Annotated in this window: 23 protein-coding genes; 14 read left to right on the top strand and 9 right to left on the bottom strand. The window is 62.3% G+C overall.

The window, feature by feature from the left end; all coding sequences use genetic code 11:
• The first annotated feature begins 2 nt into the window (after positions 1-2).
• The gene (locus ACH2CW_RS17605; RefSeq protein ID WP_395060527.1) at positions 3-1,478 is read left to right on the top strand and encodes a class I adenylate-forming enzyme family protein; all 1,476 of its coding nucleotides are present in this window, start codon (positions 3-5) and stop codon (positions 1,476-1,478) included.
• Here ACH2CW_RS17605 and ACH2CW_RS17600 read toward each other — a convergent pair.
• The gene (locus ACH2CW_RS17600; protein ID WP_395060525.1) at positions 1,472-3,631 is read right to left on the bottom strand and encodes a 3-hydroxyacyl-CoA dehydrogenase NAD-binding domain-containing protein; all 2,160 of its coding nucleotides are present in this window, start codon (positions 3,629-3,631) and stop codon (positions 1,472-1,474) included. The genes ACH2CW_RS17605 and ACH2CW_RS17600 overlap by 7 nt on opposite strands.
• Before the next feature lie 96 nt (positions 3,632-3,727).
• Positions 3,728-4,933, bottom strand: a complete 1,206-nt coding sequence (locus tag ACH2CW_RS17595) for an acetyl-CoA C-acetyltransferase (RefSeq protein WP_395060523.1) — start codon at positions 4,931-4,933, stop codon at positions 3,728-3,730.
• Between the two features lie 112 nt (positions 4,934-5,045).
• Between ACH2CW_RS17595 and ACH2CW_RS17590 the strand changes: the two genes are divergently transcribed.
• Positions 5,046-6,209 carry an acyl-CoA dehydrogenase family protein gene (locus ACH2CW_RS17590; RefSeq protein WP_395060521.1) on the top strand — a complete coding sequence of 388 codons (1,164 nt, stop codon included), beginning with the start codon at positions 5,046-5,048 and terminating at the stop codon, positions 6,207-6,209.
• Between the two features lie 85 nt (positions 6,210-6,294).
• Here ACH2CW_RS17590 and ACH2CW_RS17585 read toward each other — a convergent pair whose 3' ends face one another.
• Positions 6,295-6,465 (bottom strand): hypothetical protein, encoded by a 171-nt coding sequence (locus ACH2CW_RS17585; RefSeq protein ID WP_188709413.1) that lies wholly within the window; start codon positions 6,463-6,465, stop codon positions 6,295-6,297.
• A gap of 442 nt (positions 6,466-6,907) precedes the next feature.
• Between ACH2CW_RS17585 and ACH2CW_RS17580 the strand changes: the two genes are divergently transcribed.
• The 4 genes from ACH2CW_RS17580 (at position 6,908) to ACH2CW_RS17565 (ending at position 10,718) form a co-directional block, all read left to right on the top strand.
• Complete coding sequence (locus tag ACH2CW_RS17580) at positions 6,908-7,435, top strand: hypothetical protein (RefSeq protein ID WP_395060559.1); 528 nt, start codon at positions 6,908-6,910, stop codon at positions 7,433-7,435.
• Positions 7,436-7,552: 117 nt separating this feature from the next.
• Positions 7,553-8,725 (top strand): methyltransferase, encoded by a 1,173-nt coding sequence (locus ACH2CW_RS17575; protein WP_395060519.1) that lies wholly within the window; start codon positions 7,553-7,555, stop codon positions 8,723-8,725.
• Between the two features lie 132 nt (positions 8,726-8,857).
• Positions 8,858-9,583, top strand: a complete 726-nt coding sequence (locus tag ACH2CW_RS17570) for a glutathione S-transferase (protein WP_395060517.1) — start codon at positions 8,858-8,860, stop codon at positions 9,581-9,583.
• 172 nt (positions 9,584-9,755) lie between these two features.
• Positions 9,756-10,718, top strand: a complete 963-nt coding sequence (locus ACH2CW_RS17565) for a PA2169 family four-helix-bundle protein (protein WP_395060515.1) — start codon at positions 9,756-9,758, stop codon at positions 10,716-10,718.
• Between the two features lie 66 nt (positions 10,719-10,784).
• On the opposite strand, the gene ACH2CW_RS17560 is transcribed toward ACH2CW_RS17565, so the two are convergent.
• From ACH2CW_RS17560 to ACH2CW_RS17540, 5 genes are all read right to left on the bottom strand, one after another.
• Complete coding sequence (locus tag ACH2CW_RS17560; RefSeq protein ID WP_395060513.1) at positions 10,785-11,213, bottom strand: hypothetical protein; 429 nt, start codon at positions 11,211-11,213, stop codon at positions 10,785-10,787.
• A gap of 167 nt (positions 11,214-11,380) precedes the next feature.
• Complete coding sequence (locus ACH2CW_RS17555; RefSeq protein ID WP_395060511.1) at positions 11,381-11,689, bottom strand: hypothetical protein; 309 nt, start codon at positions 11,687-11,689, stop codon at positions 11,381-11,383.
• Positions 11,690-11,721: 32 nt separating this feature from the next.
• The gene (locus ACH2CW_RS17550) at positions 11,722-11,859 is read right to left on the bottom strand and encodes a hypothetical protein (RefSeq protein WP_395060509.1); all 138 of its coding nucleotides are present in this window, start codon (positions 11,857-11,859) and stop codon (positions 11,722-11,724) included.
• A gap of 171 nt (positions 11,860-12,030) precedes the next feature.
• Entirely contained in the window at positions 12,031-14,553 is a 2,523-nt protein-coding gene (ligD, locus tag ACH2CW_RS17545) for a DNA ligase D (protein ID WP_395060507.1), read from the bottom strand.
• 21 nt (positions 14,554-14,574) lie between these two features.
• Positions 14,575-15,495, bottom strand: coding sequence for a Ku protein (locus tag ACH2CW_RS17540; RefSeq protein ID WP_395060505.1), 921 nt, complete (start codon positions 15,493-15,495; stop codon positions 14,575-14,577).
• A 386-nt stretch (positions 15,496-15,881) separates the two neighbouring features.
• On the opposite strand from ACH2CW_RS17540, the gene ACH2CW_RS17535 reads away from it, so the two are divergent.
• The 3 genes from ACH2CW_RS17535 (at position 15,882) to ACH2CW_RS17525 (ending at position 17,061) form a co-directional block, all read left to right on the top strand.
• Positions 15,882-16,337 carry a CHRD domain-containing protein gene (locus ACH2CW_RS17535; protein WP_395060503.1) on the top strand — a complete coding sequence of 152 codons (456 nt, stop codon included), beginning with the start codon at positions 15,882-15,884 and terminating at the stop codon, positions 16,335-16,337.
• A 167-nt stretch (positions 16,338-16,504) separates the two neighbouring features.
• Entirely contained in the window at positions 16,505-16,705 is a 201-nt protein-coding gene (locus ACH2CW_RS17530; protein ID WP_395060501.1) for a hypothetical protein, read from the top strand.
• 59 nt (positions 16,706-16,764) lie between these two features.
• Positions 16,765-17,061 (top strand): hypothetical protein, encoded by a 297-nt coding sequence (locus ACH2CW_RS17525; protein ID WP_395060499.1) that lies wholly within the window; start codon positions 16,765-16,767, stop codon positions 17,059-17,061.
• 3 nt (positions 17,062-17,064) lie between these two features.
• Here the strand turns inward: ACH2CW_RS17525 and ACH2CW_RS17520 are convergent, their stop codons facing one another.
• Positions 17,065-17,973 (bottom strand): crotonase/enoyl-CoA hydratase family protein, encoded by a 909-nt coding sequence (locus ACH2CW_RS17520; protein WP_395060498.1) that lies wholly within the window; start codon positions 17,971-17,973, stop codon positions 17,065-17,067.
• Positions 17,974-18,112: 139 nt separating this feature from the next.
• On the opposite strand from ACH2CW_RS17520, the gene ACH2CW_RS17515 reads away from it, so the two are divergent.
• From ACH2CW_RS17515 to ACH2CW_RS17495, 5 genes are all read left to right on the top strand, one after another.
• Complete coding sequence (locus tag ACH2CW_RS17515; RefSeq protein WP_395060497.1) at positions 18,113-19,696, top strand: FAD-dependent oxidoreductase; 1,584 nt, start codon at positions 18,113-18,115, stop codon at positions 19,694-19,696.
• Positions 19,693-19,890: a hypothetical protein gene (locus ACH2CW_RS17510; protein ID WP_395060495.1), complete on the top strand. Its 198-nt coding sequence runs from the start codon at positions 19,693-19,695 to the stop codon at positions 19,888-19,890. Before ACH2CW_RS17515 ends, ACH2CW_RS17510 begins: the two co-directional genes overlap by 4 nt.
• A complete protein-coding gene (locus ACH2CW_RS17505) occupies positions 19,880-20,329 on the top strand; it encodes a MarR family winged helix-turn-helix transcriptional regulator (RefSeq protein ID WP_395060493.1) in 450 nt (149 codons plus the stop codon). The genes ACH2CW_RS17510 and ACH2CW_RS17505 overlap by 11 nt, the downstream gene beginning before the upstream one ends.
• Before the next feature lie 252 nt (positions 20,330-20,581).
• A complete protein-coding gene (locus tag ACH2CW_RS17500; RefSeq protein WP_395060491.1) occupies positions 20,582-22,960 on the top strand; it encodes a YgiQ family radical SAM protein in 2,379 nt (792 codons plus the stop codon).
• A 351-nt stretch (positions 22,961-23,311) separates the two neighbouring features.
• A complete protein-coding gene (locus tag ACH2CW_RS17495; RefSeq protein WP_395060489.1) occupies positions 23,312-24,325 on the top strand; it encodes a catalase family peroxidase in 1,014 nt (337 codons plus the stop codon).
• Positions 24,326-24,444: the final 119 nt, after the last annotated feature.

The raw sequence follows: 24,444 nt of genomic DNA, 5'->3' as shown, positions 1-24,444 counted from the left end.
CGATGGATCTGGCTTCGCGTATCCAGCGGCACGCGCAGCGTTCACCTGACAAGCTGGCGTTGCACCATGAAGGCCGAGACATCAGCTATGCACAGCTCTGGCAGCATATCGACGCAGCGACTGCCGTGCTCCACGCGGCTGGCGTGCGGCCCGGCGACCGGGTCGCCTGGCTGGGCCTGAACCACCCCGATGTGCTCGTGTTGCTGTTTGCGCTGGCGCGTATCGGTGCGATCCTGCTGCCGCTGAATTACCGGCTTGCCGTGCCTGAACATGCGGCCATCCTTGCTCATGCGGGCGTGAGCCTGCTGGTGGCCGACGCACCCCATGAGGAAGCCGCCGCAGCGTGGGTGGCTCATTCCGGCTGTGGCTTTCTGCAAGCCAGTCAGCTTGCCGTTCCGGTATCGGCCCATCCACAGCGCGAATGCGAAGGTGACGCCAATTCCCCGGTGCTGCTGGTCTACACATCTGGCACGAGCGGCCAGCCCAAGGGCGTGTTGCACAGCCAGTCGGGGCTGGTCTGGAACTGCCTGATCTCCACCCATGCGCATGAACTGACGGCGGCGGATCATGTGCTCAGCGTCTTGCCCCTGTTTCATGTCGGCGGGCTGTGCATCCAGACCCTGCCGGCCCTGTATACCGGCGCATCGGTCACGCTGCACAGCCGCTTCGACGCGGGCGCCTGGCTGGCCGGGGTGGCCATGCGGCGCCCCACACTGTCCTTGTTGGTGCCAGCCACGTTACGCGCTGTGATCGAGCATCCCGCATTTGCCGTCACCGATTTGTCCTCACTGAGGATGCTGGGAACCGGTTCATCGACGATTCCGTCTTCCATGATTGCCGCCTTTCACGCACGCGGCCTGCCGGTGGGGCAGGTGTATGGCGCCACCGAGACCGGACCGGTGTCCATCTACCTGCGCCGTGAGGACGCGTTTTCGCATGCTGGGTCGGCCGGGCAGGTGGGCTTGCATGTGGAGGTTCGGCTGGTCAAGGAAGCCGGCGAAGACGCTCGGACGGGTGAGGTCGGTGAGATCTGGGTGCGCGGGCCCAATCTGCTCGCAAGTTACTGGAAAGATCCCGACAATCCGGCGTTTGTCGATGGCTGGTTTCACACCGGCGATCTGGCGCGTTGCGACGAGGCGGGGTTTTACGATATCGTCGGTCGGTCCAAGGACATGATTATTTCGGGCGGTGAAAATGTCTATCCGGCGGAGATCGAAAATCTGCTCGCAGACTGCCCGCTGGTGGCAGAAGCGGCCGTGGTTGGTGAGCCCGATGTACGCTGGGGCGAGGTGGTGGTCGCTGTGGTGGTGCGCAAACCTGGTGCCGCACTGGATGCAGCGCAAGTGCTTCAATTGTTCGATGGCCGGCTCGCTCGTTTCAAACACCCGAAACGCATCGTGTTTTGTGACGCCTTGCCCAAAACCGCATTGGGCAAAATCCAGAAAGCCGGCTTGCTGGCGGCAATTGCGGCTCAGTAAACCGGCTGGTGCTTGCGGATGGCGGCCCTGACTTCTTCAGTCAGTGCAAAGCCCGACCCGTATTTCGCGGCGAGTTGCGCGGCGCGTTGCTCGAAGGCCGCGATGCCCATGCCGTAGATGAACTGCATGGCGCCGCCGGTCCAGGCCGGAAAGCCGATGCCGAAGATCGAGCCGATGTTCGCGTCGTGCACGCTGGTCAACACGTTTTCACTGAGGCAGCGCGCGGTTTCCACAGCCTGGCGGTAGAGCAGACGGTCCTTGATGTCAGTGATGTCCCAGCCGGGAGCCTGCTTCTCAAACAGCGGTTTGAGTTCTGGCCACAGCGTCTTTCTGGCGCCTTTCTCAGCCGGGTAGTCGTAAAAACCGGCACCGGCAGCGCGTCCCTTGCGGCCCCACTCCTTGACCATGCATTCGACAATCAGCTCACCGGGCGTGGCGCTGTAGGTCTTGCCCTCTGCCGCGTAATCGGCACGCGTCTGGTCCAGAACATGCACGCTCAGCGACAGGGCCGTTTCATCCAGCACCGCCAACGGGCCGACCGGCATGCCGCACTGGATGCCAGCATTTTCAACCACCGCGGCAGGGATGCCTTCGCCCAGCATGGCTGCGCCTTCCATGACAAAGGTGCCGAAGGTGCGGCTGGTGTAGAAGCCGCGCGAGTCGTTCACCACAATCGGGATCTTGCCGAGCGCCTGTACATAGTCAAAGGCGCGCGCTACCGTGTCATCGTCGGTCTGCTTGCCGCGGATGATCTCGACCAACTTCATCTTGTCGACCGGGCTGAAAAAGTGAATGCCGACGAATTTTTCCGGCCGGGCACTGGCGGTCGCCAGACCGGTGATCGGCAAAGTGGAGGTGTTCGATGCAAAAAATCCGCCGGGTGCCAGCAGGGGCTCGGTCTCCTGGGTAACTTTGGCTTTTATGTCGCGCCGCTCGAACACCGCTTCGATGATCAGGTCGCAGCCGGCCAGGTCAGCTACCTGGTCGGTGGCATGAATACGCGCGAGCAGGGCGTCCTGCTCAGGGGGGCTCATGCGGCCCTTGTCTACCCGCGCTTGGGTGAGTCTGACGCTGTAGGCCTTGCCGGCATCGGCCTTGTCCTGGCTCACATCCCTGAGCACGGTACGGATGCCCCGGCTGGCCTGCACATAGGCAATGCCCGCACCCATCATGCCGGCACCGAGCAGGCCGACTTTCTGCGGCTTGTAACGCGGGACATCCCTGGGACGCGAACGCCCCGACTTGATCGCGTTCATGTTGAAGAAAAAGGTGTTGATCATGTTCTTGGCCACCGGGCTGACGATCAGCCGGGCCAGGTAACGCGATTCGATGCGCAGCGCGGTGTCGAAATCGACCTGCGCTCCCTCGACCATGGCGGCCAGCGCATATTCAGGCGCAGGGTAGAGTCCGCGCGTTTTCTGCTTGAGCACGGCCGGGGCCACGGCCAGCATGGCGGCGATTTTCGGGTTGGCCGGCGTACCACCGGGCATCTTGTAATTCTTGTCGTCCCAGGGGTGGTGCGCCGGCGCAGCAGCGCCGTCATGCTGCGCTATCCAGGCCAGCGCCGCCGGACGCAGTGCAGCGGCATCGGGCACCAGCTCGTGCACCAGGCCCAGCGCCAGTGCCTCTTGGGGGTTGAACAGCTTGCTTTCGAGAATAAATGGCTGCGCGCCCATCAGGCCCAGCAAGCGTGTCATCCTGGTGATGCCACTGGCACCGGGAATCAGGCTCAGCGTGATCTCGGGCAGGCCAAACTGGATTTTTTTGTCATCCACCGCCACGCGGTAATGGCCCACCAGCGCCACTTCCCAGCCGCCGCCCAGTGCCGTGCCGTTCAGGCAACTGACCACCGGTTTGCCCAGGGTCTCCAGCGTGCGGAAGTTCTTCTTGGTCTGCTCGATCTCCTGGAACACCTGCGCGGCGTCCGAGGTTTGCAGCCGCATGGTGGCCTTGAGGTCGGCGCCGGCGAAGAAGGTGGATTTGTTCGACGCGAGCACGATGCCACGGATGGCGTCCTTGTCCTTGAGCACCTGTGCGGTAGCCGCCGTCAGGTCCGTTTGCCACTGCGCGCACATGGTGTTGACCGCCGAGCCCTCCTCATCAAAAGTCAGGGTGGCGATGCCGTCGGCCAGTTCGTATTGGATGGTTTTCATGTGTTTGTCATTGCGGGCCTGACCCGCAATCCATGTGGGAGGAATTTGATGTATCGGTGGTTCGTGGATGCCGGGTCTAGCCCGGCATGACAAGACTTAAATGGCTTCAACAATGGTTGCAATACCCATGCCGCCACCAACACACAGCGTGGCCAGGCCGTAACGCAGCTTGCGCCGGTGCAGCTCGTCGATCAGGGTGCCCAGAATCATGGCGCCGGTCGCGCCGAGCGGGTGGCCCATGGCAATCGCGCCACCGTTGACGTTGACCTTGTCGTGCGGCACCTTCATCTCCTTCATGAATCGCATGACGACGGCGGCAAACGCTTCGTTGACCTCGAACAGGTCGATCTGGTTGATCGTCAGCCCGGCCTTGGCCAGCGCCTTGCGCGCCGCCGGCATGGGGCCAGTCAGCATGATGGTCGGGTCGGCGCCGCTCAACGCTGCCGCCACGATGCGGGCGCGCGGTTGCAGGCCGTGCACTTTTCCGGCTGCTTGCGAGCCGATCAGCATGGCCGCCGCGCCATCCACGATGCCTGATGAGTTGCCGGCATGGTGGACATGGTGGATGCGTTCGACCTGCGGGTAACGCGTCAACGCCACCTGGTCGAAACCCATGCTGCCCATTTGTTCAAACGCCGGGCGCAGCGCTGCCAGTCCCTCCAGGGTGGTGTGTGGCTTGATGAATTCGTCTTGTGCCAGGATTGTCTGGTCGAGGAAGTCCTTCACCGGCACGACCGAGCCGTCGAAGTAACCGGCCTCGCGCGCTTTGGCGGCGCGTTTCTGGCTCTCCATGGCAAAGGCGTCCACATCGGCCCGCGAAAAACCTTCAATGGTGGCGATCAGGTCGGCGCCTATGCCCTGCGGCACAAAGGCGGTGGCACTGTTGGTTTCCGGGTCCTGCGCCCAGGCGCCGCCGTCGGAACCAATGGGCACGCGGCTCATGCTCTCGACCCCCCCCGCCACCACCAGGTCTTCCCAGCCTGAGCGCACTTTTTGTGCGGCCATGTTGACGGCTTCCAGGCCAGAGGCGCAAAAGCGGTTGATCTGCACACCCGAGGCCCGAAAGTCCCAGCCGGCCTTGAGCGCGGCGACCTTGGCAATAACGGAGCCCTGCTCGCCGATGGGGGAAACGACGCCCATCACCACGTCATCCACCTGGGCGGTGTCAAAGCCATTGCGGCGTTGCAGCTCGGTCAGCACACCGGCCAACAGGTTGACAGGCTTGACCTCATGCAGGCTGCCATCCTTTTTGCCTTTGCCGCGCGGTGTGCGGATGGCGTCGTAGATAAATGCTTCGGTCATGGGAGGCTCCTGCTGGAAAGTGAGGGTGGCGGGCGCAAGAACGAGTATATTCATTTCACCAAGCAAGCGCTTTTCATAAATAGACTCCGGCCTTCAATGCAACAGGTGACCCATGATCGACCGTACCCTTTTTAACAGTGACCACGCGGCTTTTCGCGACGCTTTTCGCAAGTTTTGCGACAAGGAGATCGCGCCATTTCATGAGGCCTGGGAGGAACAGGGTTATGTGGATCGGGCCGTATGGCGCAAGGCTGGCGAAAATGGATTTCTGTGCATGACCATGCCCGAAGCCTACGGTGGATCGGACGCCGACAAGCTGTATTCGGTGGTGCAGATGGAAGAGCTTGCACGCGGTGGCTACAGTGGCATTGGCTACGGCTTGCACAGCGAAATCGTCGCGCCATACATCCTGCACTACGGCACAGAGGCGCAAAAGCGCAAGTACCTGCCCAAACTGGCCAGCGGCGAGATGGTGGGCGCGATCGCGATGAGTGAACCCGCTGCTGGCTCGGACCTGCAGGGCGTGAAGACCACCGCCATCAAACAGACCGATGGCAGCTACCTGCTCAACGGCAGCAAAACCTTCATCACCAATGGCTGGCATGCCGACTTGGTGGTGGTGGTGGCCAAGACCAACCCTGCTGCGGGTGCCAAGGGCACCAGCCTGATGCTGGTCGAGCGCGGCATGCCTGGATTTTCCGTCGGTAAGCGCCTGAAAAAACTGGGCCTCAAGGCGCAGGACACGTCCGAGCTGTTTTTCTCTGATGTCAGCGTCCCGGCTGCCAATCTGCTGGGCGGCGAAGCCCATGAAAACCGCGGCTTCATCTGCCTGATGGAGCAACTTCCCTGGGAGCGGCTGCAGATTGCCATCACGGCGGTGGCATCGGCGCAGGCAGCCATCGACTGGACGGTGGCCTACGTGAAGGAGCGCAAGGTCTTCGGCCAGCCGGTGGCCAGCTACCAGAACACCCGCTACACACTGGCCGAGCTTCAGACGCAGGTGCAGGTGGCGCGCGTGTTTGTCGATAAATGCACCGAGCTGCTGGCCAATGACATGCTGGACACCGCGACCGCCAGCATGGCCAAGTACTGGACCACCGACTTGCAATGCAAGGTCATGGACGAATGTGTGCAGTTGTTCGGTGGTTACGGCTACATGTGGGAGTACCCGATCACACGCGCCTACGCGGATGCGCGTGTGCAGCGGATTTATGGCGGCACCAACGAGATCATGAAAGAGGTGATCTCGCGCGCCATGGGACTGGGGTCAAAGTAGTCCTGACGCAAAAAAGCCCTGTGCCACGGGGGCAACAGGGCTTGATTCCAATGGCAGCCAACCAGGCAGGCTTGCCACTCTGGGATCAGGACGGGTCTTTGCTGCGGGTACGGCTGACGGCGCTGAAAATACCGATGCCAAGAAAGATCAGCGAACCGATGCCGATGTACAGATGCGGGACACCTGCCACGACGGCTCCCCAGATCAGTCCACCCAGAAAAATCGCGAATCCGATCATATACAGCGCAAAAGACATTGTTTCCTCCAGAAGTTAATGGCACCAGTGTGGCTAACGGCTTGTCGCCCGACTATCGGTTCGGCACCCTTTGCATTGTGGGAGCAGGCCTACTGATAAGGCATGAGGTGGCATCTGGAACAGGTCCAGGGACAGTGGGTGGGTGTGCACTAAAGGCCTACATCCCTCCGTGTCCATACCATCGCGTGACATGAATTTTTCACAAACCTTTCGCCTCAAAGTGCCATGTATCCGAACGTGACATCTTGTAATGAAAAGAATAGGATTGCGATGTGCTAGGTCGGCTGAATGTTTGCAGACATCTGATGACGCGAACCACGGTTTGAAACAGGTAGGACAACGAACCCCCTTTTTTGCCATGTCATTTTTTCAAAACTTTTTTTCATCCGCACAAGGTGGTGCAAAGGAAGTCGGCGTCGGGCAGGAAACCGGCCCCGTGAAAATGAATCTGGACGAACGCATGGCCTTTCGCCGGGAGATGCTGTTTGATTCGGTCAAAAGCACCATGGAAAGCCGGGGTATCCTGAGTGCGAGTTACCGATTTAAAGTCGTGCGCGCTGACAAACGCGGCCACAGCTTTGTCGTGATGGTCGATCTGTCTACCGACTTCATGGATGCCGAACAAGGCCATCAACGGCCCCTGATGGCGCTCGGCGAGGCCATCAAGAAAAACGCGCTGGCCCGTTATGGCCTGGGTGTGGCGGCGGTGTACTGGCGCGTCAACGAAGAGATCAGGGGCTTCGATCCGCAGCGCCGTGGCGATGTGGCCCCGCAGGGCGACACGTCCCCCGAATCCACGCGTTCTGCCAATGTGAACAAGTATGAACGCGCCACCGCGCAGGAGTTGGCCGCTTTTGAGGTCGCCTGGCAAAAGAGCGGTGAGTTGTCTCTCGGCGACCGGATGTATTCCTCCGACCTGGCGCCGCTCGCAGGTCCCGACAGCAAGGACAGCGGCAAAGACAGCCGATAACGTCGCTTGCTCCACCCGATAATGGCGGTCTGTTCACCGACCGGGTTCCGCCATGTTTTTCCCTCTGTTTCGCCAGTGCCTGCCAGGCCTCTCCGGTCCATTCCTGAAAGTCACCGCGTGAGCGGGTCTCATCTGCATTGGACCGAGGCCGGGCAAGCCCGGTCTGCACGCTGGCGCTCTGAAAGCGGCGCTGCGCCGCCCAAACGTGTGGTGCTGGTCGATGACACCCTGACCGCCGACGCAGCTTTCCGGCTAGCCAGCGAAGGTACGGGCATGTTGTGGCGCGGCGATTTCCAGAATGCCCGCCTGCTGCTGCAGGCGCTGGCGCGCCGCATCGACAAACCGCGAAAGGCGAAAAGGGCCAAACCGGATATCCCGACGCCATCGCCCGTCGATAACTTCAACCTGTATCGCCTGGCGCAGTCGCAGCGCGCCCGTACGCTGGCGATGCTGCTGATCGAGTTTGACGGCGCGCATCAGATCACGCTGCGGCGCGCGCCAGATGTGGTGCAGGCCTGCCGCGAGGTTTATGGTGCTGGCGATGCCGAGCAGGGCCATTACGTCACGCCGCTGCGCGAGCTGCAGGGCCTGATCGGTGCGCACGAATGGCGCAAGAAAGGCGTGGCCATTGCGGCCCTGGGTGGGGACCGCATTCATCCGCATTACGGCGTGTTTGCGCCGGTGCGCGGGGACTATATGGAGTTGCTGGCCCAGGCGCCCTTGCCGCCGGCGTTGTCTGCAGGCGGTGTGGCCTTCGATATCGGCACCGGCACCGGTGTGCTGGCTGCGCTACTGGTACGCCGCGGTGTGGTGCGGGTGGTGGCGACCGACACCGACCCGCGCGCGCTGGCCTGTGCGCGCGAGAACCTGGCCCGGCTGGCACCGGGCGGGGAGGTCGAACTGGTGCAGGCTGACCTGTTTCCTCCGGGCGTGGCCCCCCTGGTGATCTGCAACCCGCCCTGGGTTCCGGCGCGCCCGAGTTCGCCGATCGAACATGCGGTGTACGACCCCGACAGCCGGATGTTGCGTGGATTTTTGAGCGGCCTGGCCGCGCATCTGGCGCCCGGTGGTGAAGGCTGGCTGATTCTGTCTGACCTGGCCGAACACCTGGGGTTGCGTTCACGTGCAGACTTGCTGGGCTGGATCGATGCGGCCGGCCTGCAGCCGCTTCACCGGCTGGATGTGCAACCCATCCACCCCAAGGCCGACGACCTGAGCGATCCGCTGCATGCCGCCCGCGCTGCCGAAGTCACTTCGCTGTGGCGCCTGGTGGTGAAGGCGCCAGCCTGATGTTGCTATGAAGTTGATAGCTGCTTGCGCTTGAAGGATATGGGCTGAAGGCCGTTTTTACCTGAAATTTTGAGGCAGGCATTTCACCGAAAACCCGAAGGCATCGCCTGGTGGTCTGGAAAGGACATCTTCATGGCTTATGAACTGCATTACTGGCCGACCATTCAGGGCCGCGGCGAGTTTGTCAGGCTCGCGCTGGAGGCGGCGCATGCGGATTACATCGACGTGGCGCGCGGCGGCGCAAAGGGGCAGGGCGTGACCGCCAGTTTGCGGCGCATGAGCGCGAAGGACCTGGTGCAGCCGCCGTTTGCACCGCCTTTTCTGGTCCATGGCAAACACACCATCGGTCAGACCGCCGCCATCCTGCTGTACCTCGGCCCAAGGCTGGGCCTGGTCGGCAAAAGCGAAGCCTCGCGGATCTGGACCCACCAGATCCAGCTGACGGTGACCGACGTGGTGGCCGAAGTGCATGAGACCCATCACCCGATCGCCACCAGTCTGTATTACGAGGAGCAGAAAGTCGAAGCCGCCAAACGTGCCAGAGCCTTCCGCGAGCAACGCATTCCCAAATTCCTGAACTGGTTCAACACCGTGCTGGCGCGTAATCCCTCCGGACCGACCTGGCTGGTGGGTGCGCGCATCAGTTATGCCGACCTGTCGCTGTTCCAGCTCGTCGACGGACTTCTGTACGCCTTCCCGACAGCCGCGCAACGCGCGTTGACAAAAACGCCTCATGTCGCGGCGCTGCACTTGCGCGTGGCCGGCCACAAACGTCTCGCGTCCTATCTCGCCAGCGATCGCCGCATCGCCTTCAACGAAGACTGTATTTTCCGCCGCTACCCCGAGCTCGACGGTTAAGGCCTGGCCAGCGCCGGCATACGGCGCGTTCTCCTACAACTGCGTCTGTCCCCGCCTGACCAGCGCCCGCCAGATGCCACTTGAGGATGAATTTCTGACCGCAAAAAGAAGGCGTTTTCAACGCGTTATTTGAGGCGGTCTTTCATCCCAACCAACTTCCAAGGAGCTTCACATGGCACTCGACTACAAAGACAAGGACAACCTCAATCTCGACCCGATCACTGACGCGCCAGGCGCGCATCCTGTGGGCACCGGCGTGGGAGCGATCGCCGGTGGCGCAGCCGCAGGTGCTGCGGCCGGTGCCTTCGGCGGACCCGTTGGCGCGGTGGCTGGCGCAGTGGTCGGCGCGGTTGCCGGCGGGCTGGGTGGCAAGGCGGTGGCTGAAGCCATCAACCCGACGGCTGAGGAAGCCTACTGGCGCGACAACTACAGCCGCGAGCCGTATGTCCAGAGCGGTCGCAGCTATGAAGACTATGCTCCGGCCTACCGCCTGGGCGTGTATGGGCGCAGCAACTACACCGGCACATTTGAGGAAGCGCAAAGCGACATGTCTGTCTATTGGGACAGCCGCAAGGAGAACTCCCGTTTGTCATGGCCCGAGGCCGAAGCGGCCAGCCGTGCAGCCTGGACGCGTGTGGATCACCAACTCTCGGGCAGCCGTACCGATTCAGGCGAGGTCGCGGACAACGACGACGTGGTGGACATCCTCAATGACCTGCTCGAATCCAGTCACGACGGGCAATACGGATTTACAGAGTGTGCCGAACATGTGAAGGCCCAGGACATCAAAACCCTGCTGATGCGTCACGCCGACGAATGCCGCAGTGCAGCCGCTGAATTGGCCGGGCAGATTCGCCAGCTTGGCGGTGAGCCCGACGAAGGTGGCACGGCCAGCGGTGCCTTGCATCGCGGCTGGGTCTCGGTTCGCGGCACGCTCAGTGGTTATACCGATTTGGCCATGCTGGAAGAATGCGAGCGAGGTGAAGACGCCGCTTTGGCCCGCTATCGCAAGGCCTTGAAGGAAGACGATCTGCCTGCCGGCATTCGTTCGCTGATCGAACGTCAGGCGCAGGGTGCGCAGCGCAACCACGACCAGATCAAAGCGATGCGCGATGCGCTGAAAGCCAGCGCTTGATTCTCGGGCTGGCTGTATGAAAAAAGCCGGCATCTGCCGGCTTTTTTACGCTCGCGTCGCGGGGGTTCAGTCGTCTTTGTGATGACCCTTGCCATGGCGTTTGCCATGTTTTTTGTCATCGTCATGATCGTCATCATCGTGATCATGTTTATGCTTCTTGGCCTTTTTCTCTTTGACGTACACATAGTTGGTGTCGCGCACCCAGTAGCCAGGCTGGCGGTAGTAACCATTGCCGCGCGGTACCCACTGGTCTGACGCCCAACGGTAACCGTCGCGTTTGGCGATGGCACGGCCACTCACCCAGACATGTCGGTCGCCGTTCCAGGCCCAATAACCGGGCGCCCAGGTCTGGGTCGGCGCCAGCACCGGCACCGCCTCGTATTGGACGGGTGGCGGCGCCACCCCAATATTGATGGTGATCTGCGCCAGCGCCGGGGCGGCGGCGCCCGCAAGCATGGCGGCCAGAAGAATGGTTTTCAGGGATTGTCTGGTCATGGGGATCTCCTTTGAGGTATCAGTAACAGTATTGCTGCGGTGGTTCTGCGGCGTACGTTTCAGTCGGTAAAGATATGCATAGCTTGTTCCTGGATGTAGGCGGCTCTGCTTGCTATTATTTCAATAGCTTTGCGGGCAATCTGGACATGGGTTGAGGGCATATTTGGCTAATTTTTCAGCCTGCTGCCGCAGTCCACCTGGGCATTGAGCGCCGTGCCCTGCTGGCCGTAGCTGCTGTCAGTGACCTTGCAGCCCGACGCTTTTTCGATGGCTCTGACCAGTGCGAGATTGTGCTGAGCGGCATTCGGCAGACCGGCGGGCGGCCTGGCAGTCCAGGTACTAGCCGTGATCTGCTCGACCTGGTAGGTCAGGCCATTGAGCTCAACCTTCTGCGCGGTGCTGCCCGGTGTTTCAGGCGTGGCGCTGCACGCTGATATCAAAGCGATGACCAGTGCCGCCACCAGCCCTGTGCCCAAACACCGGCCCCCGACGTGGATCGGGCGTTTGGTCAGACAACCCCCGGCAGGTTCAATGTGGCTTTGGGTTGCGGCACCATGGGAGGGGTGTCCGGCGTTTTGGATTGGGGGCAGCCGGTCAGGAAAAATGCGACAAGCAGCGCGGGCAAGGCGGGGAAAAGATACTTCATGGCGAGCTCCCGACGGGACAACAAAAACCTTGTTCGGACCCCGGATGCAAAAATACACCTGGGATGGAGGGACGATACGCACCGGCAGGCGGCCGTTCAAGGGCGAGCGTACTGCACGGGTGTCGGCGGACAACGCGTTTGACTGTGATGGCGCGCCTACACGCCGGACTTTCAACTGGTGGCGGAGCGCTTTTTGGTGGGTTTAAAGGCCATCGCTTTCATGGCTGCCGACAGCGTGACCCGCGATGCTTCGTAGTCCTTCCAGGGCGAATTGCCGGTGGCCAGCCGCTCGCCAACGTTGCGCGCATCCCAATGCGCGGCGCCTGTCAGCGCTTCAAGTTCATCCCACGCGATAGGCACCGACACACCCATGCCGGGCCGGGCGCGCACCGACCAGGCGCAGACGGTGGTGGCGCCAAAGCCGTTGCGCAGGTAGTCCGGGAAGATTTTGCCTACCCTGTTGCGCGGCCCGCTTTTCGCGACAAAACGCTCGGGGATCACGCTGGACAGGTGCTGCACGATGGCCTGCGAGAAACCCTTGACGGTGTCCCAGTCGTACGAAGGCTTGAGCGGCACCACCACATGCAGCCCTTTGCCGCCGCTGGTTTTGAGGAAGCAGGGCAGGCTGAGTTCCTTCAGAAAAATGCGGACCAACTGGGCCGATTCCTGAACTTGCGTCCATGCGACCCCCTCGCCGGGATCCAGGTCAAAGGTCATGCGGTCAGGCTTGCCGATGGCGCGCGTGGTGGCGTTCCAGGTGTGGAATTCCATCACGTTGAGTTGGGCCGAGGAGAGAAGCGCTTCCACCGTCGCGATCTCCAGCAGCGGGCCATGGCCGGGGTCGAACTTCGGATCCAGCAGCTTGATACCGGGAATACGCGTGGCTTCAGCATGTTTCTGGAAAAATTGTTCGCCAGTGATACCGTCGGGCGCTCGCACCAGGGAGACTGGCCTGGCTTTCAGATGCGGCAGGATCAGCGGCGCCACACGCCCATAGTGTTCGATCAGCGCCAGCTTGGTGAAGCCTGTGCTGGGGTCGATGACACGTTCGGGATGGGAAATACGCAGCTTCCCGGTGCTGACCGGCGGTGAAACAGGAGCGGGGTTTTTCGCGGCCATGAGGGTCTCCACAGAGAACGCTGATTCGCGCACGACCTGGCGTGCGGGTTTGTCGGTGCGCAAGCCCTGAAACACCGCATGGCGGATGTTGCCGGCGTGGGTCCATTGCGCGAAAACGATCTCGGCCACCAGCCTGGGTTGGACCCAGTGGCCCTTGACCGAGGCGGGCAGGCCGGCAAACGCGGTGCGTGGCGTGGTCAGCGGCTTCAGGACGGCGAGCAGGTTTTTGAGAGTTTTCTCGTTGAAACCGGTACCCACATTGCCGACATGTTTGAGTTCACCCTGGTTGTCGTAAACGCCGAGCAGCAGCGCGCCCAGGCCGGTGCGGGACCCTTGGGGTTCGGTGTAGCCGCCGATCACAAACTCCTGGCGCATGTGGGTCTTGACCTTGATCCAGTCGGCGGAGCGGCGCGAGACGTAGGTCGACGAGGCGCGTTTGCCGATCACGCCCTCCAGGCCGAGACGGCGCGCTGAATCGAGCAGGTCTTGCGCGCCGTTGTCGAAGGTCTCGCTGAAGCGCAGAGGGCCCAGCCCGGCACCGGCAACCAGCGCCCGCAGCCGCTCGCGCCGCTCAACCAGCGGCACCTGGCGCAGGTCATGGCCGTCGTAAAAAGGCATGTCGAACAGGTAATAGACAATCTGCGCCGTGCTGGCGCTGTCGAAAGCGTTTTGCAGCGCGCCGAAGTCGGGCACGCCGTCCTTGCCATGCACCACGATCTCGCCGTCCAGCCAGCCTGAGCGCAGGCCCAGTTGCGACAGCGTTTTGACCAGTGTCGGAAGTTTGGCCGACCAGTCGTGGCCGTTGCGGGTGAAGCATTGCACCGACTTGCCGTCTATGCGCGTCATCAGGCGGTAGCCGTCGAACTTGATTTCATAGAGCCAGTCGCCACCGTCCTCAGGCACCGCGGTGACCAGTGTGGCGAGTTCTGGCGCCAGCGTCTGCGGCAGTTCGGCCTTGACCGCGTCCCTTGGCAGTTTCCTGCGGGTGTTTTTTGCGGCGGCCGGTTTTTTCGCGGGCAGCGACTTGCCCGTCAGCACGCTGTTCGGCAGGGCCTCCAGCACGTCGTAGTCGGCGGCGGCTTGCGCTTCCTTGTCCTTTTCCTTGATCAGTAGCCAGGGTGGCTGGCGCTCATCGGCCTTGCCATGCATGCGTACCAGCGTCCAGTGGCCCTTGAGCTTGTCACCTTGCAGTTCGAACTTGAGCTTTCCGCTGTTCAGTGCTTTGGAGGGATCCCCCACCGGCAGCCAGTGCCCCTGGTCCCAGACGATGACATGGCCGGCGCCATATTGCTTGTCCGGAATGTTGCCTTCAAAACGGGCATAGGAGATCGGGTGGTCTTCCACCTGCACCGCCATGCGTTTAACGGTGGGGTCCAGACTCGGACCCTTGGGCACGGCCCAGCTTTTGAGCGTGCCGCCCAGCTCCAGGCGGAAGTCGTAGTGCAGGTGGCTGGCATCGTGCTTCTGGATAACGAAGCGCAGCTTCTTGGAGCGGCGCCCGCCAGCGGCAGGCTCGGGTGTGCGCTTGAAATCCCGCTTGCTGCGGTAACTTTCCAGCGGGTCGGCGGTCGCCATGGGGCGTCAGCCGCGCGGGCTTCAGGCCACCTTGCGCCGTGCCGGGGCGGCTTCGGCGGCAGGTTTTCGCGTGGCTTTGGCTGCCGCCTTTTTGGCCGGCGTTTTGGTATCTGGGGTGTCGGCTTTGGTTGCCCCGCCCTTGTTGCGCAGGCTGCGCTGCAGCAACTCGGTCAGGTCGATGATGTTGGCGCCCGACGGGCCAGTGCTTTCTTCATCCGCTTCAGGCTGCTCCACGGTTTCGACTTTGCCTTCTTTCACCTTTTGCTTGACCAGCGCCATGATGTCGTCCTTGAAGGAGTCGCTGAACTGGTCGGGTTGCCACTTGCCGGTCATATCGTCGACCAGCTGTTTGGCCATGGACAACTCCTTGTCGCTGAGGCCCGCCGCTTTGGCGCCTTCAGCCGGCAAGTCCAGGTCCTCCCAACTGCGGATGTCGGCGCCCCAGCGCAGCAGGTTCAGGATCAGGCCGGGGCCAGACGGCACCAGAACGGCCAGGTGTTGTTTGGTCTGGATCACCACCCGTGCGATGCCCACGCGCTGGGTCTTTAGCAGCGTATCGCGCAGCAGTGCATATACTTTTTTGCCTTTGTTGATGGGCGCGATGTAATAGGGCCGCTCCAGGTAAACGAAGGGGATGTCCGTGTTTGGCACAAAACTCTCGATCTCGATGGTCTGGGTGGTCTTGGGGTAGGCCGCAGCGATTTCCTCGGGTGACAACACCACGTACTGGCCGTCTTCGTAGGCGATGCCCTTGACGATGTGTTCCCTGGTGATTTCCTTGCCGGTTTTCTTGTTGATGCGTTTGTAGCCCACCGGGTCCATGCTGCGTTTGTCCAGCCAGTCAAAGTCAATCCCGCTTTCGGTCGTTGCCGAATGCAGCGACACGGGGATATGCACCAGCCCGAAACTGATGGCGCCTTTCCACAAAGCCCGTGATGCCATTGCTTGCCCCTGCCGGTCGATGGGTTGCCCCTGTGAAGGGAGAGTGTCGAGGCGCCTCGTCCACTCCAGCCTTGCTCTTCATACGGCAGAAATGGGTGACGACCACGCGCCAATATGAACGGTAAGTTTAGGAAAGCGTGCGGATTCTCAGCGTCAGCCGGTTCCCGACGAGCCCGTAGGACGGTGGCCTCGTTGGCTTTTTTCGACGTCTAGCGAGGCGCTGTTTCGGTTACGAGCAGTCATGGCGACATCATCGGGCGGAATAAGGGCGGGAAGCGCTTTGGATATACAAAAGCAGGGTGCGGCGGACTGGTAAAAGTACTACGCGCTGCCTGGACCTTTTCCGCTCTATGATGCAATTTCTTTAACTACCCCGGAAAAAAATCATGGCAAATTTCCCTCGTATCATTCGTGCCGCATTGGCTGCCTCGGCAGTGGTTCTGGTTGTCGCAGGTTGCGGCATGATGCAAAAGACCTCCCCCATGGTGGCTTTGACCACGCAATTGCGTGGCGCCAATGAAGTGCCGCCTGTTGCCAGCGCGGCGACGGGGCAGGTTGATGCGATGTTCAACAAGGAGACCAATGTTCTGCGCTGGGAGCTGAAATATGACAACCTGAGCGGCCCCGCAACGGCCGGCCATTTTCATGGTCCGGCTCTGGTCGGCGCCAATGCAGGTGTGGCTTTGGGCTGGGCGAGTCCCGTGAGCAGCCCGATGATCGGCCAGGCCACGCTGACTCCGGCCCAGGCCGCTGACCTGTTGGCGGGCAGGTGGTATGCCAATATCCACACGGCAAAATTTCCGGGTGGTGAGATTCGCGGCCAGATGACTGTGCGTCCCTGAGGCAGCGCGCAGCGTGCGGGAACAGGCCAGGCCGGCTGCCTGGCCTTTTTTTATCTGGCGCGCCGGCCTACAGCCGTTTTGCCCACCTGCTGACGCGATCTTCACGGCCGCAGTTTAGGGTTAACGCACAGGTTGCCCCCGCAGCCACTTGCAAAGGAAGACAAGTTATGAAGTCAGCCAAACCGAACCCATCGGAATCCACGCGCGGTGGTCCCAAACACTCCCAACCCCTGGGTAGCCAACAAGCCCTTGCAGAGAAAGCGGCCAACAGCCAGGCCAGCGTGAAGGCCCGTGTGGAGTCGCAGAACATGCCCGACAAGCCACCACTGCATCTTCAGAATCAGCCCAACAGCTCAGGCCGAAAGTAAGGCGCTTTTTAACGCTCACCCGCCGGGCCCCGGACCTGGCGGAAGAAAAAGGACTTTCCATGCCCAACAAATTTTCCTCCTTGCTTGTTTCTCTGGTTCTGGCCGTAGCCGGTTCCGCCGCGCTGGCCCAGCCGGTGGCGATCGAGGAGCGTCTGCTGGAGCGTGGCGCCGTGGCAGATATGACGCCCCAGCAGCGTTATCGCACTGCCATCAATGAAGCCAACGGCGGATACAAGCTCTACCTCGCCGAATGCGCTGCAATCGCCGCTGCCGAACGCATGGCCTGCCGGCGCGATGCCAAAGCCCTTTTTGACCGCGACATGGCGGCTGCGCGCGCGATGTTGCGCAACCGCTAGAGATCAGACGGCGTCCGGCCGGCCCGACGACATCTGCCGCACCTTGTCGCGCGCATCGTCACCTTCGGGGATCGGTTCGCCACTGTCGCGCCACTGCACCGCGGCCTTGAAACCTTCAGCCTGCGCATAGCGGCGAAACCACAGGCCTTCCGGGTTGTGCCGGGTGATGCCGTCAAACACGGTGGCCATCATCTGTGTCTGCTCCAGGCCCATGGTCAGCATGACCTGGTTCACTACCATCTTGTGCATGGCCAGGTGGGAGCGCGGCACGCCAGCGATGCGCCGGGCCAGCTTCAGGGTGGCGGCCTCCAGCTGGTCGACAGGCACACTTTCATTGGCCAGGCCCCAGTCAGCGGCCCTTTTTCCGTCGATGGTGTCGCCGGTGAACATCAGTTGTTTGGCGCGGGTGGCGCCCAGGCGGTAGGTCCACATCGCCGTCGTCGGGCAGCCCCAGACGCGGGTTGGCATGTAGCCAATGCGCGCGTCGTCGGCCATCACCAGCAAATCGCAACACAGCGCAATGTCGCTGCCACCGGCCGCCGCGTAGCCGTGCACCTTGGCAATCGTCGGTTTGGGGCTGCGCCACAGGCTCATGAAGTCTTCGGTGTTGCGCTTCATGTAGGCGTAGTCCACCATCGGGTCCCAGGGGAATTGCTCCTGCTGGCAGGGGTGGTCAATGTTGCCCTCGCCGAAGTGGTTGAGGTCGTAGCCGCCGCAAAAGCCTTTGCCAGCGCCCTCGACAATGATCACGTGGACCTCATCCTCGGCGGCGGCCCAGTCGATCGCGGCGCGGATTTCGCGCGGCATCGCGTCGTTGATGGCGTTGAGCCGCTCGGGGCGGTTCAGCAGCAGGCGGGCGATGCGCGGGTGGGCTGCATCTTTGTCGATACGCAGGGTGCTGAATTCGGGCATGGCAGGTCTCCTGGTGATGTGGATAAACCATCATAGTCAACGAAAAAAACGATGAAGGTGAAGAGCAAGTGCGTGAAACTGGTTGCGTTTGCAACCAGTTCGATTTAAAGTTGTGCGCGCAACCAACCAGAAGCTCCTGATGACCACCCCTGCTCCCGCATTTCCAGCCCATGTCCCGGTCGTCATCGCTGGCGGCGGCCCGGTTGGCCTGACGCTGGCCGCGCTGCTGTCACACCGGGGCATCGGCTGCCTCGTGGTCGAGGCCGATGAGGGCTACTGCAGCGGCAGCCGTGCCATCTGCATGTCGCGCCGCTCGCAGGAAATCCTCGGCTGGGTCGGCGCCGACAAGCCGCTGGTTGGCAAGGGCTTGTCATGGGTCGGTGGCCGCAGCTACTGGCGTGACGCCGAGGTGCTGCATTTCCGGATGCCCAGCGAGACCAGCCAGCGTTTTGCGCCCATGGTCAATATCCAGCAGTTTTACGTTGAGGAGTTTGCACACCGCGCGGCTACGGCCGACATGGACTTGCGCTGGTCCAGCCGGGTGATGGCCGTGCGCCCGCTGGCCAATGGCGCAGAGGTCGATGTGCAAAGCCCGGCCGGCACCCACACGGTGCGCGCCGACTGGGTGGTGGCCTGCGATGGCGGGCGCAGCACCGTCCGCGAGCAGCTGGGCCTGCCATTGAAGGGCACGCAGTACGACGGGAAATACGTGATCGTCGACATCGTGCAGAAGACGAAACGACCGGTCGAGCGCCTGGCCTGGTTTGACCCGCCGTCGAATCCTGGCTCCACCATCCTGATGCACCGCCAGCCCGACGACATCTGGCGCATCGACTACCAGATCCGTGACGACGAAGACCCGGTGGAGGCCGTCAAGCCCGACAACGTGTTGCCGCGCGTCGAAAGCCATTTGCGCATGATCGGCGAGCTTGAGCCCTGGGAGCCGCTGTGGATCTCGATCTACAACGCCAAATGTTTGACGCTCGACAGCTACCGCCACGGCCGCGTCTTGTTTGCCGGTGATGCAGCCCACCTCGTGCCGATCTTTGGCGTGCGCGGCCTGAATTCCGGCATTGACGATGCCGGAAACCTGGCCTGGAAGCTGGCGGCGGTGATGGAGGGCAGGGCAGCCGACAGCCTGCTGGACTCCTACGGCGTCGAGCGTGTGCACGCCGCGCGCGAAAACATTGCCTATGGCGCCAAAAGCACCGAGTTCATGGCGCCGCCCAACTTCGCCTTCAAACTGATGCGGGAAGCGACCCTGCGCCTGGCCCTCAGCGACGACAAGGTGCGCTCGCTGATCAACCCGCGCCAGTCTTCGCCCATCAGTTATGTGGGCTCGCCCCTTAATGGACCGCAGGTGGGCGACTGGACCAGCGAACTGGCTGCCCCAGGCACCCCTGCACCCGAGGCCTTGCTGGACGGGCCGGACGGGCCGCTCCACCTGACGCAATGTTTCGGCCGTGACATGTTGTGCCTGGTGTTTGCCGAAGGCGCCTTGCCCGAAGCCCTGCGCACCTTGCCAGACAAGGGCGTGGCGGTGCTGGTGATCGACCCCGACGCCGACCCGCTGGGCCAGGCGCGCCAGCGTTACGGTCTGCCCGATGCCGCCGCGCAGGCTCTGGTGCTGGTGCGCCCCGACGGTTATGTGATGGGGCGCTGGCGTGGTCTGGACCCCGCGCTGCTGCTGGCCGTGCTTGAAGAAAAAGGATTCGCCGTATGACCGATGCCGACCTGGACCGCAGTTACACCGCGCTGTGCGAAGCGCTGGCCAACGTGGGCGAGGCACAGGCGCCTTTGCTGCTGTCCATGCTGAGCCTGTCGCTGATGAGCCGCTTTGCTCAGGCCGATGAGGTGTTGCCCCTGATCGCCAATGCGCAGAAACAGTGCGGCGCCGGAGTTGCAGATGCCGCGTAAACCGGCAGCGCTGCCGTCGCTGGACCGCTTTCTGACTTACCGCTTGCACCTGGTCAACAAGCTGACCGACAAGTTCAGCAGTGACGCCTATGCCGACGAGTTCGGTCTGCCGGTCGGTGAGGCGCGTTGTCTCGCCACCATTGGCAACTTCGCGCCCCTGTCGGTGGTCGAACTGGCGGCCAAAGCCAATCTCAACAAGGGCCAGGCCAGCCGCGCGGCCCAGGCGCTGGCCGAACGCGGCCTGGTCAGCAAAAGCGCCAGCGAAACAGACGGCCGGGGCGTGGTGCTGGCACCGACAGTTGCCGGGCGGGCGCTTTGGAACCGGGTGATGGCGCTGATTGCGCGTCGCAATGACGAAATTTTCGGGTGTTTGGCGGCGGCAGAGCGCCAGCAACTGGGCCTCATGCTGGATCGCCTGATTGACCATGCCAGGCGCTGAGCCTTGCCCGTTCGGGTTCAACCTCGCTCGTTCGGGCTGAGCCTGTCGAAGCCTGGTCCATACAGCCTCACATGCCCTTCGACCCGTTCGTCAAGCTCGGGACCGGCGGCTTGGGGCAAACGGAGCGTGGGTGTTGTGACCACAAATCTGCTTTGTTTTAGGCGATTTGAGACGTTCATGGGCCCAAAGTACCCATTCAAGGCGTACGCGATGGCATACAACCTTAAAATAGCGCCTTCCCCCTGAAGTCCCATGAACGCTCCCATCGACGTCTCTTTTTTCGCGCGCGCCGCCAAACCGCTGACCAGCTACCGCAAGTACTGGGCAAGCCGCTTCGGCACGTCGAAATTCCTGCCCATGAGCCGGGCCGAGATGGACGCTCTGGGCTGGGACAGTTGCGACATCATCATCGTCACCGGCGACGCCTATGTGGACCACCCGAGCTTCGGCATGGCCGTCATCGGACGCATGCTGGAAGCCCAGGGCTTTCGCGTCGGCATCATCGCCCAGCCCGACTGGCAAAGCGCCGACCCCTTCAAGGCTCTGGGCAGGCCGAACCTGTTTTTCGGCGTGACCGCCGGCAACATGGACTCGATGATCAACCGCTACACCGCGGACCGCAAGATCCGCAGCGATGACGCCTACACACCGGGCGACGTCGGTGGCAAGCGGCCGGACCGCGCTGCGCTGGTGTATTCACAGCGCTGCCGCGAGGCCTACAAGGACGTGCCCATCATCCTCGGCGGCATTGAAGGTTCGCTGCGCCGCATCGCCCATTACGACTACTGGTCGGACAAGGTGCGCCGCTCCGTCGTGATCGACGCCAAGTGTGACCTGCTGCTTTACGGCAATGCAGAACGTGCGATTGTCGAAATCGCACACCGTCTGGCGGCCAAAGAGCCGGTGGCGACCATGACCGACATCCGCGGCACCGCCTTCATCCGCCGCAGTGGCGACGAAACGGCTGCTGGCTGGTTCGAGATCGACTCGACCAGCGTCGATGCGCCGGGTCGGGTTGAGGCGCATGTCAATCCGTATCTGATGATTTCGGAGCAGGCGAAAGAGCAGGGCGCGAGTTGTGCCCGGGAGGACGAGGCGGCAGAGGTTGCGGTCAAGGCTGAATCAGCCGGCTCGCCGGTGCTGACCCAAACGCCGCAGGCCAACCCGGCCATCAAGCCGCTGACCTTCGTCCCCAACCCCGCGTTGTCCCACATGCAGGGCAAGATCAAGGTCCCGCCGCGCGACCGCTCGGTGATCCGCCTGCCGTCGTATGAGCAGGTCAGGAGTGACGCCGTACTGTATGCCCACGCGAACCGCGTGCTGCATCTGGAAACCAACCCCGGCAACGCGCGCGCGCTGGTGCAGGCGCACGGCGAGGGCGCCACCGCGCGTGACGTGTGGATCACGCCGCCGCCGATTCCGCTGACCACCGCCGAGATGGACTATGTGTTCGATCTGCCGTATGCACGTTCTCCGCACCCGTCCTACGCGGACGAAAACGGCAGCCACGACGGCGCGACCAAGATCCCGGCCTGGGAAATGATCCGCTTCAGTGTCAACATCATGCGCGGCTGCTTCGGCGGCTGCACCTTCTGCTCGATCACCGAGCATGAGGGCCGCATCATCCAGAGCCGCTCCGAAGACTCGGTGATCCGCGAGATCGAAGCGATTCGCGACACCGTCAAGGGTTTCACCGGCGCAATTTCCGACCTGGGCGGACCCACGGCCAACATGTACCGCATCGGCTGCAAGACGCCCGAGATCGAGGCTGCCTGCCGCAAGCCGAGTTGCGTTTACCCCGGCATCTGCTCAAACCTGAACACCGACCACAACCCGCTGATCAAGATGTACCGCCGTGCGCGGGCGCTCAAGGGTGTGAAGAAAATCCTGATCAGCTCCGGCCTGCGTTACGACCTGGCCGTGCAGTCGCCCGAATACGTGAAAGAGCTGGTGACGCACCACGTCGGCGGTTATCTCAAGATCGCGCCCGAACACACCGAGCAGGGGCCGCTGACCAAGATGATGAAGCCCGGCATCGGCAGCTACGACAAGTTCAAGCAACTGTTCGAGAAGTACAGCCTAGAGGCTGGCAAAAAGCAGTTTCTGATTCCGTACTTCATTGCCGCCCACCCCGGCACCAGCGACGAAGACATGATGAACCTGGCGATCTGGCTCAAGAAAAACGGCTTTCGCGCCGACCAGGTGCAAACTTTTTATCCGTCCCCGATGGCCACCGCGACCACGATGTACCACACCAACAAAAACCCGCTGCGCAAGATCACGCGCGACAGCGAGACGGTGGACATCGTGCGCGGCGACAAACGCCGGCGCCTGCACAAGGCCTTTTTGCGCTACCACGACGCCAACAACTGGCCACTGCTGCGCGAGGCCCTCAAAGCCATGGGCCGCGCCGACCTGATCGGTAACGTCAAGCACCACCTGATCCCGACCTTCCAGCCGCTGACCGATGGCGGCTACGTCAGTGCCCGCAAGAAAAATTCGACGACGGTGGCCTTGAAACCGGTCACGCCGGTCAAGGGCCGCATCCTGACGCAGCACACCGGCCTGCCGCCACGCGACAACGGCGCGGGCAAGCCCCCCGGCAAGGCTTTGGCGCGCAAGCCGCGTTAAGGCAATCAGCTGATTTCAAGGCCAGATCGGCCTCCAGCCCCTACCGGGCAAGCGTAAACAGCTATCAAATCAGGAGCGTGAGCAGGCATCACCCTGCCGCACCAGCCCGCCGCCGGCGAGCTGCAGCTTCTGCAGGAAAAGGGCGCAATAACACGCGTCGATGTTCATGAGTCCATCCAGCGGCTGATTTCTTACATAACAGGCCTTTGCGGCCCGGTGTAGGACCACGCCAGCAGATCCTGTAAGGTTTTGCCGCTTTGTCCGACAACTTCACGACGCCTGGGTAGCGCCGTACTTTCGGCGCGGCCCGTGTGTCGCAAGCCGTCCCCAACCTACAGGAGTTCCATCGTTATGAAATCTCTCATGCTGACCGCTGTTGCGCTCGCTGCCTCGACCTTGACGCTGACTGCGTACGCGCAATCGACCGCCGCGCCGGTCGATCCCAACGTGTTTGTTAATCAGTTCGAGGCCACGTTCGGCAAATTCGAAGGCTACCGCCGCTCTGGCGCCAAGGGCATCTGCGCCATGGGCGAGTTTGTTGGTAGCGCCGATGCACGCGCCTTGTCGACTTCCTCGGCGTTCAGCGGCAATCCGATACCGGTGGTCATGCGGTTTTCGGTCGGTGGCGCCAACCCCAAGGTCGCCGACAACGGCAAGAGTCAGCGCAACATGGCCTTGCAGTTCAACCTGCCGGGTGGCGAGCAATGGCAAATGGGCAACATCTCCGCTCCGGTGTTCGGCGCGTCGTCTCCCCAGCAGTTCCTGGGTCGCCTGGCCTCGCTGCAGCCCGACCCGGTCACCAAAATGGCGGACCCGGCCAAGGTCAAGGCTTTTGCCGACGCCAACCCGGAAGTTCTGCTGCAAGGCAAGTATTTCGCATCGCAGCCGGTGCCCGCCAGCTTTGGCAGTTTGAACTATTGGGGTGTGCATGCCTTCGGTTTCACCAATGCCGCTGGCGCCAAACAGTTTGGCAAGTGGGTGTTTGAGCCGGCGGGCGGCGTGAAAGGCCTGAGCGACGACGAGGCCAAGGCCAAGGGGCCGAGTTTCCTGTTTGACGACCTTCGCGAACGTGTCAAGCAAGGCAATGTCGCTTTTACTTTCAATCTGGAGTTGGCCCAGCCGGGCGACAGGATCGACAGCGCCACCGTGCCGCTGCCCGAGGGGCGCAAAAAGGTGAACATGGGCATGTTGAAGGTGACATCGGTGTCCGCAGATGCCGCCGGCGACTGCCTGACCATCACCTACAACCCCATGGTGCTGCCTAAAGGCGTGGAGCCATCGGCTGATCCGATGATCGCTGCACGCGCCGCGCCCTATGTCATTGGGTTGAGCCGCCGCTTGACCGAGGGTGCCAAGCAGCAATAAGTCCATCAGGGTGCTGCGATGCTGAGCTGCGCAGTCTTCGCAAGGGCTGCGCGGCTGTCCAGCCACGGTCAGGTGGCATGAATCCCGGATCGCTTCCGGCATGACAGGCTGGTGTCACG

Source organism: Polaromonas sp. (genome assembly GCF_043778355.1).
In the GTDB taxonomy this organism is placed as follows: domain Bacteria; phylum Pseudomonadota; class Gammaproteobacteria; order Burkholderiales; family Burkholderiaceae_C; genus Polaromonas.
The sequence above is the reverse complement of the archived record's forward strand: the minus strand, read 5'-3'. Positions and strand labels throughout refer to the sequence as shown.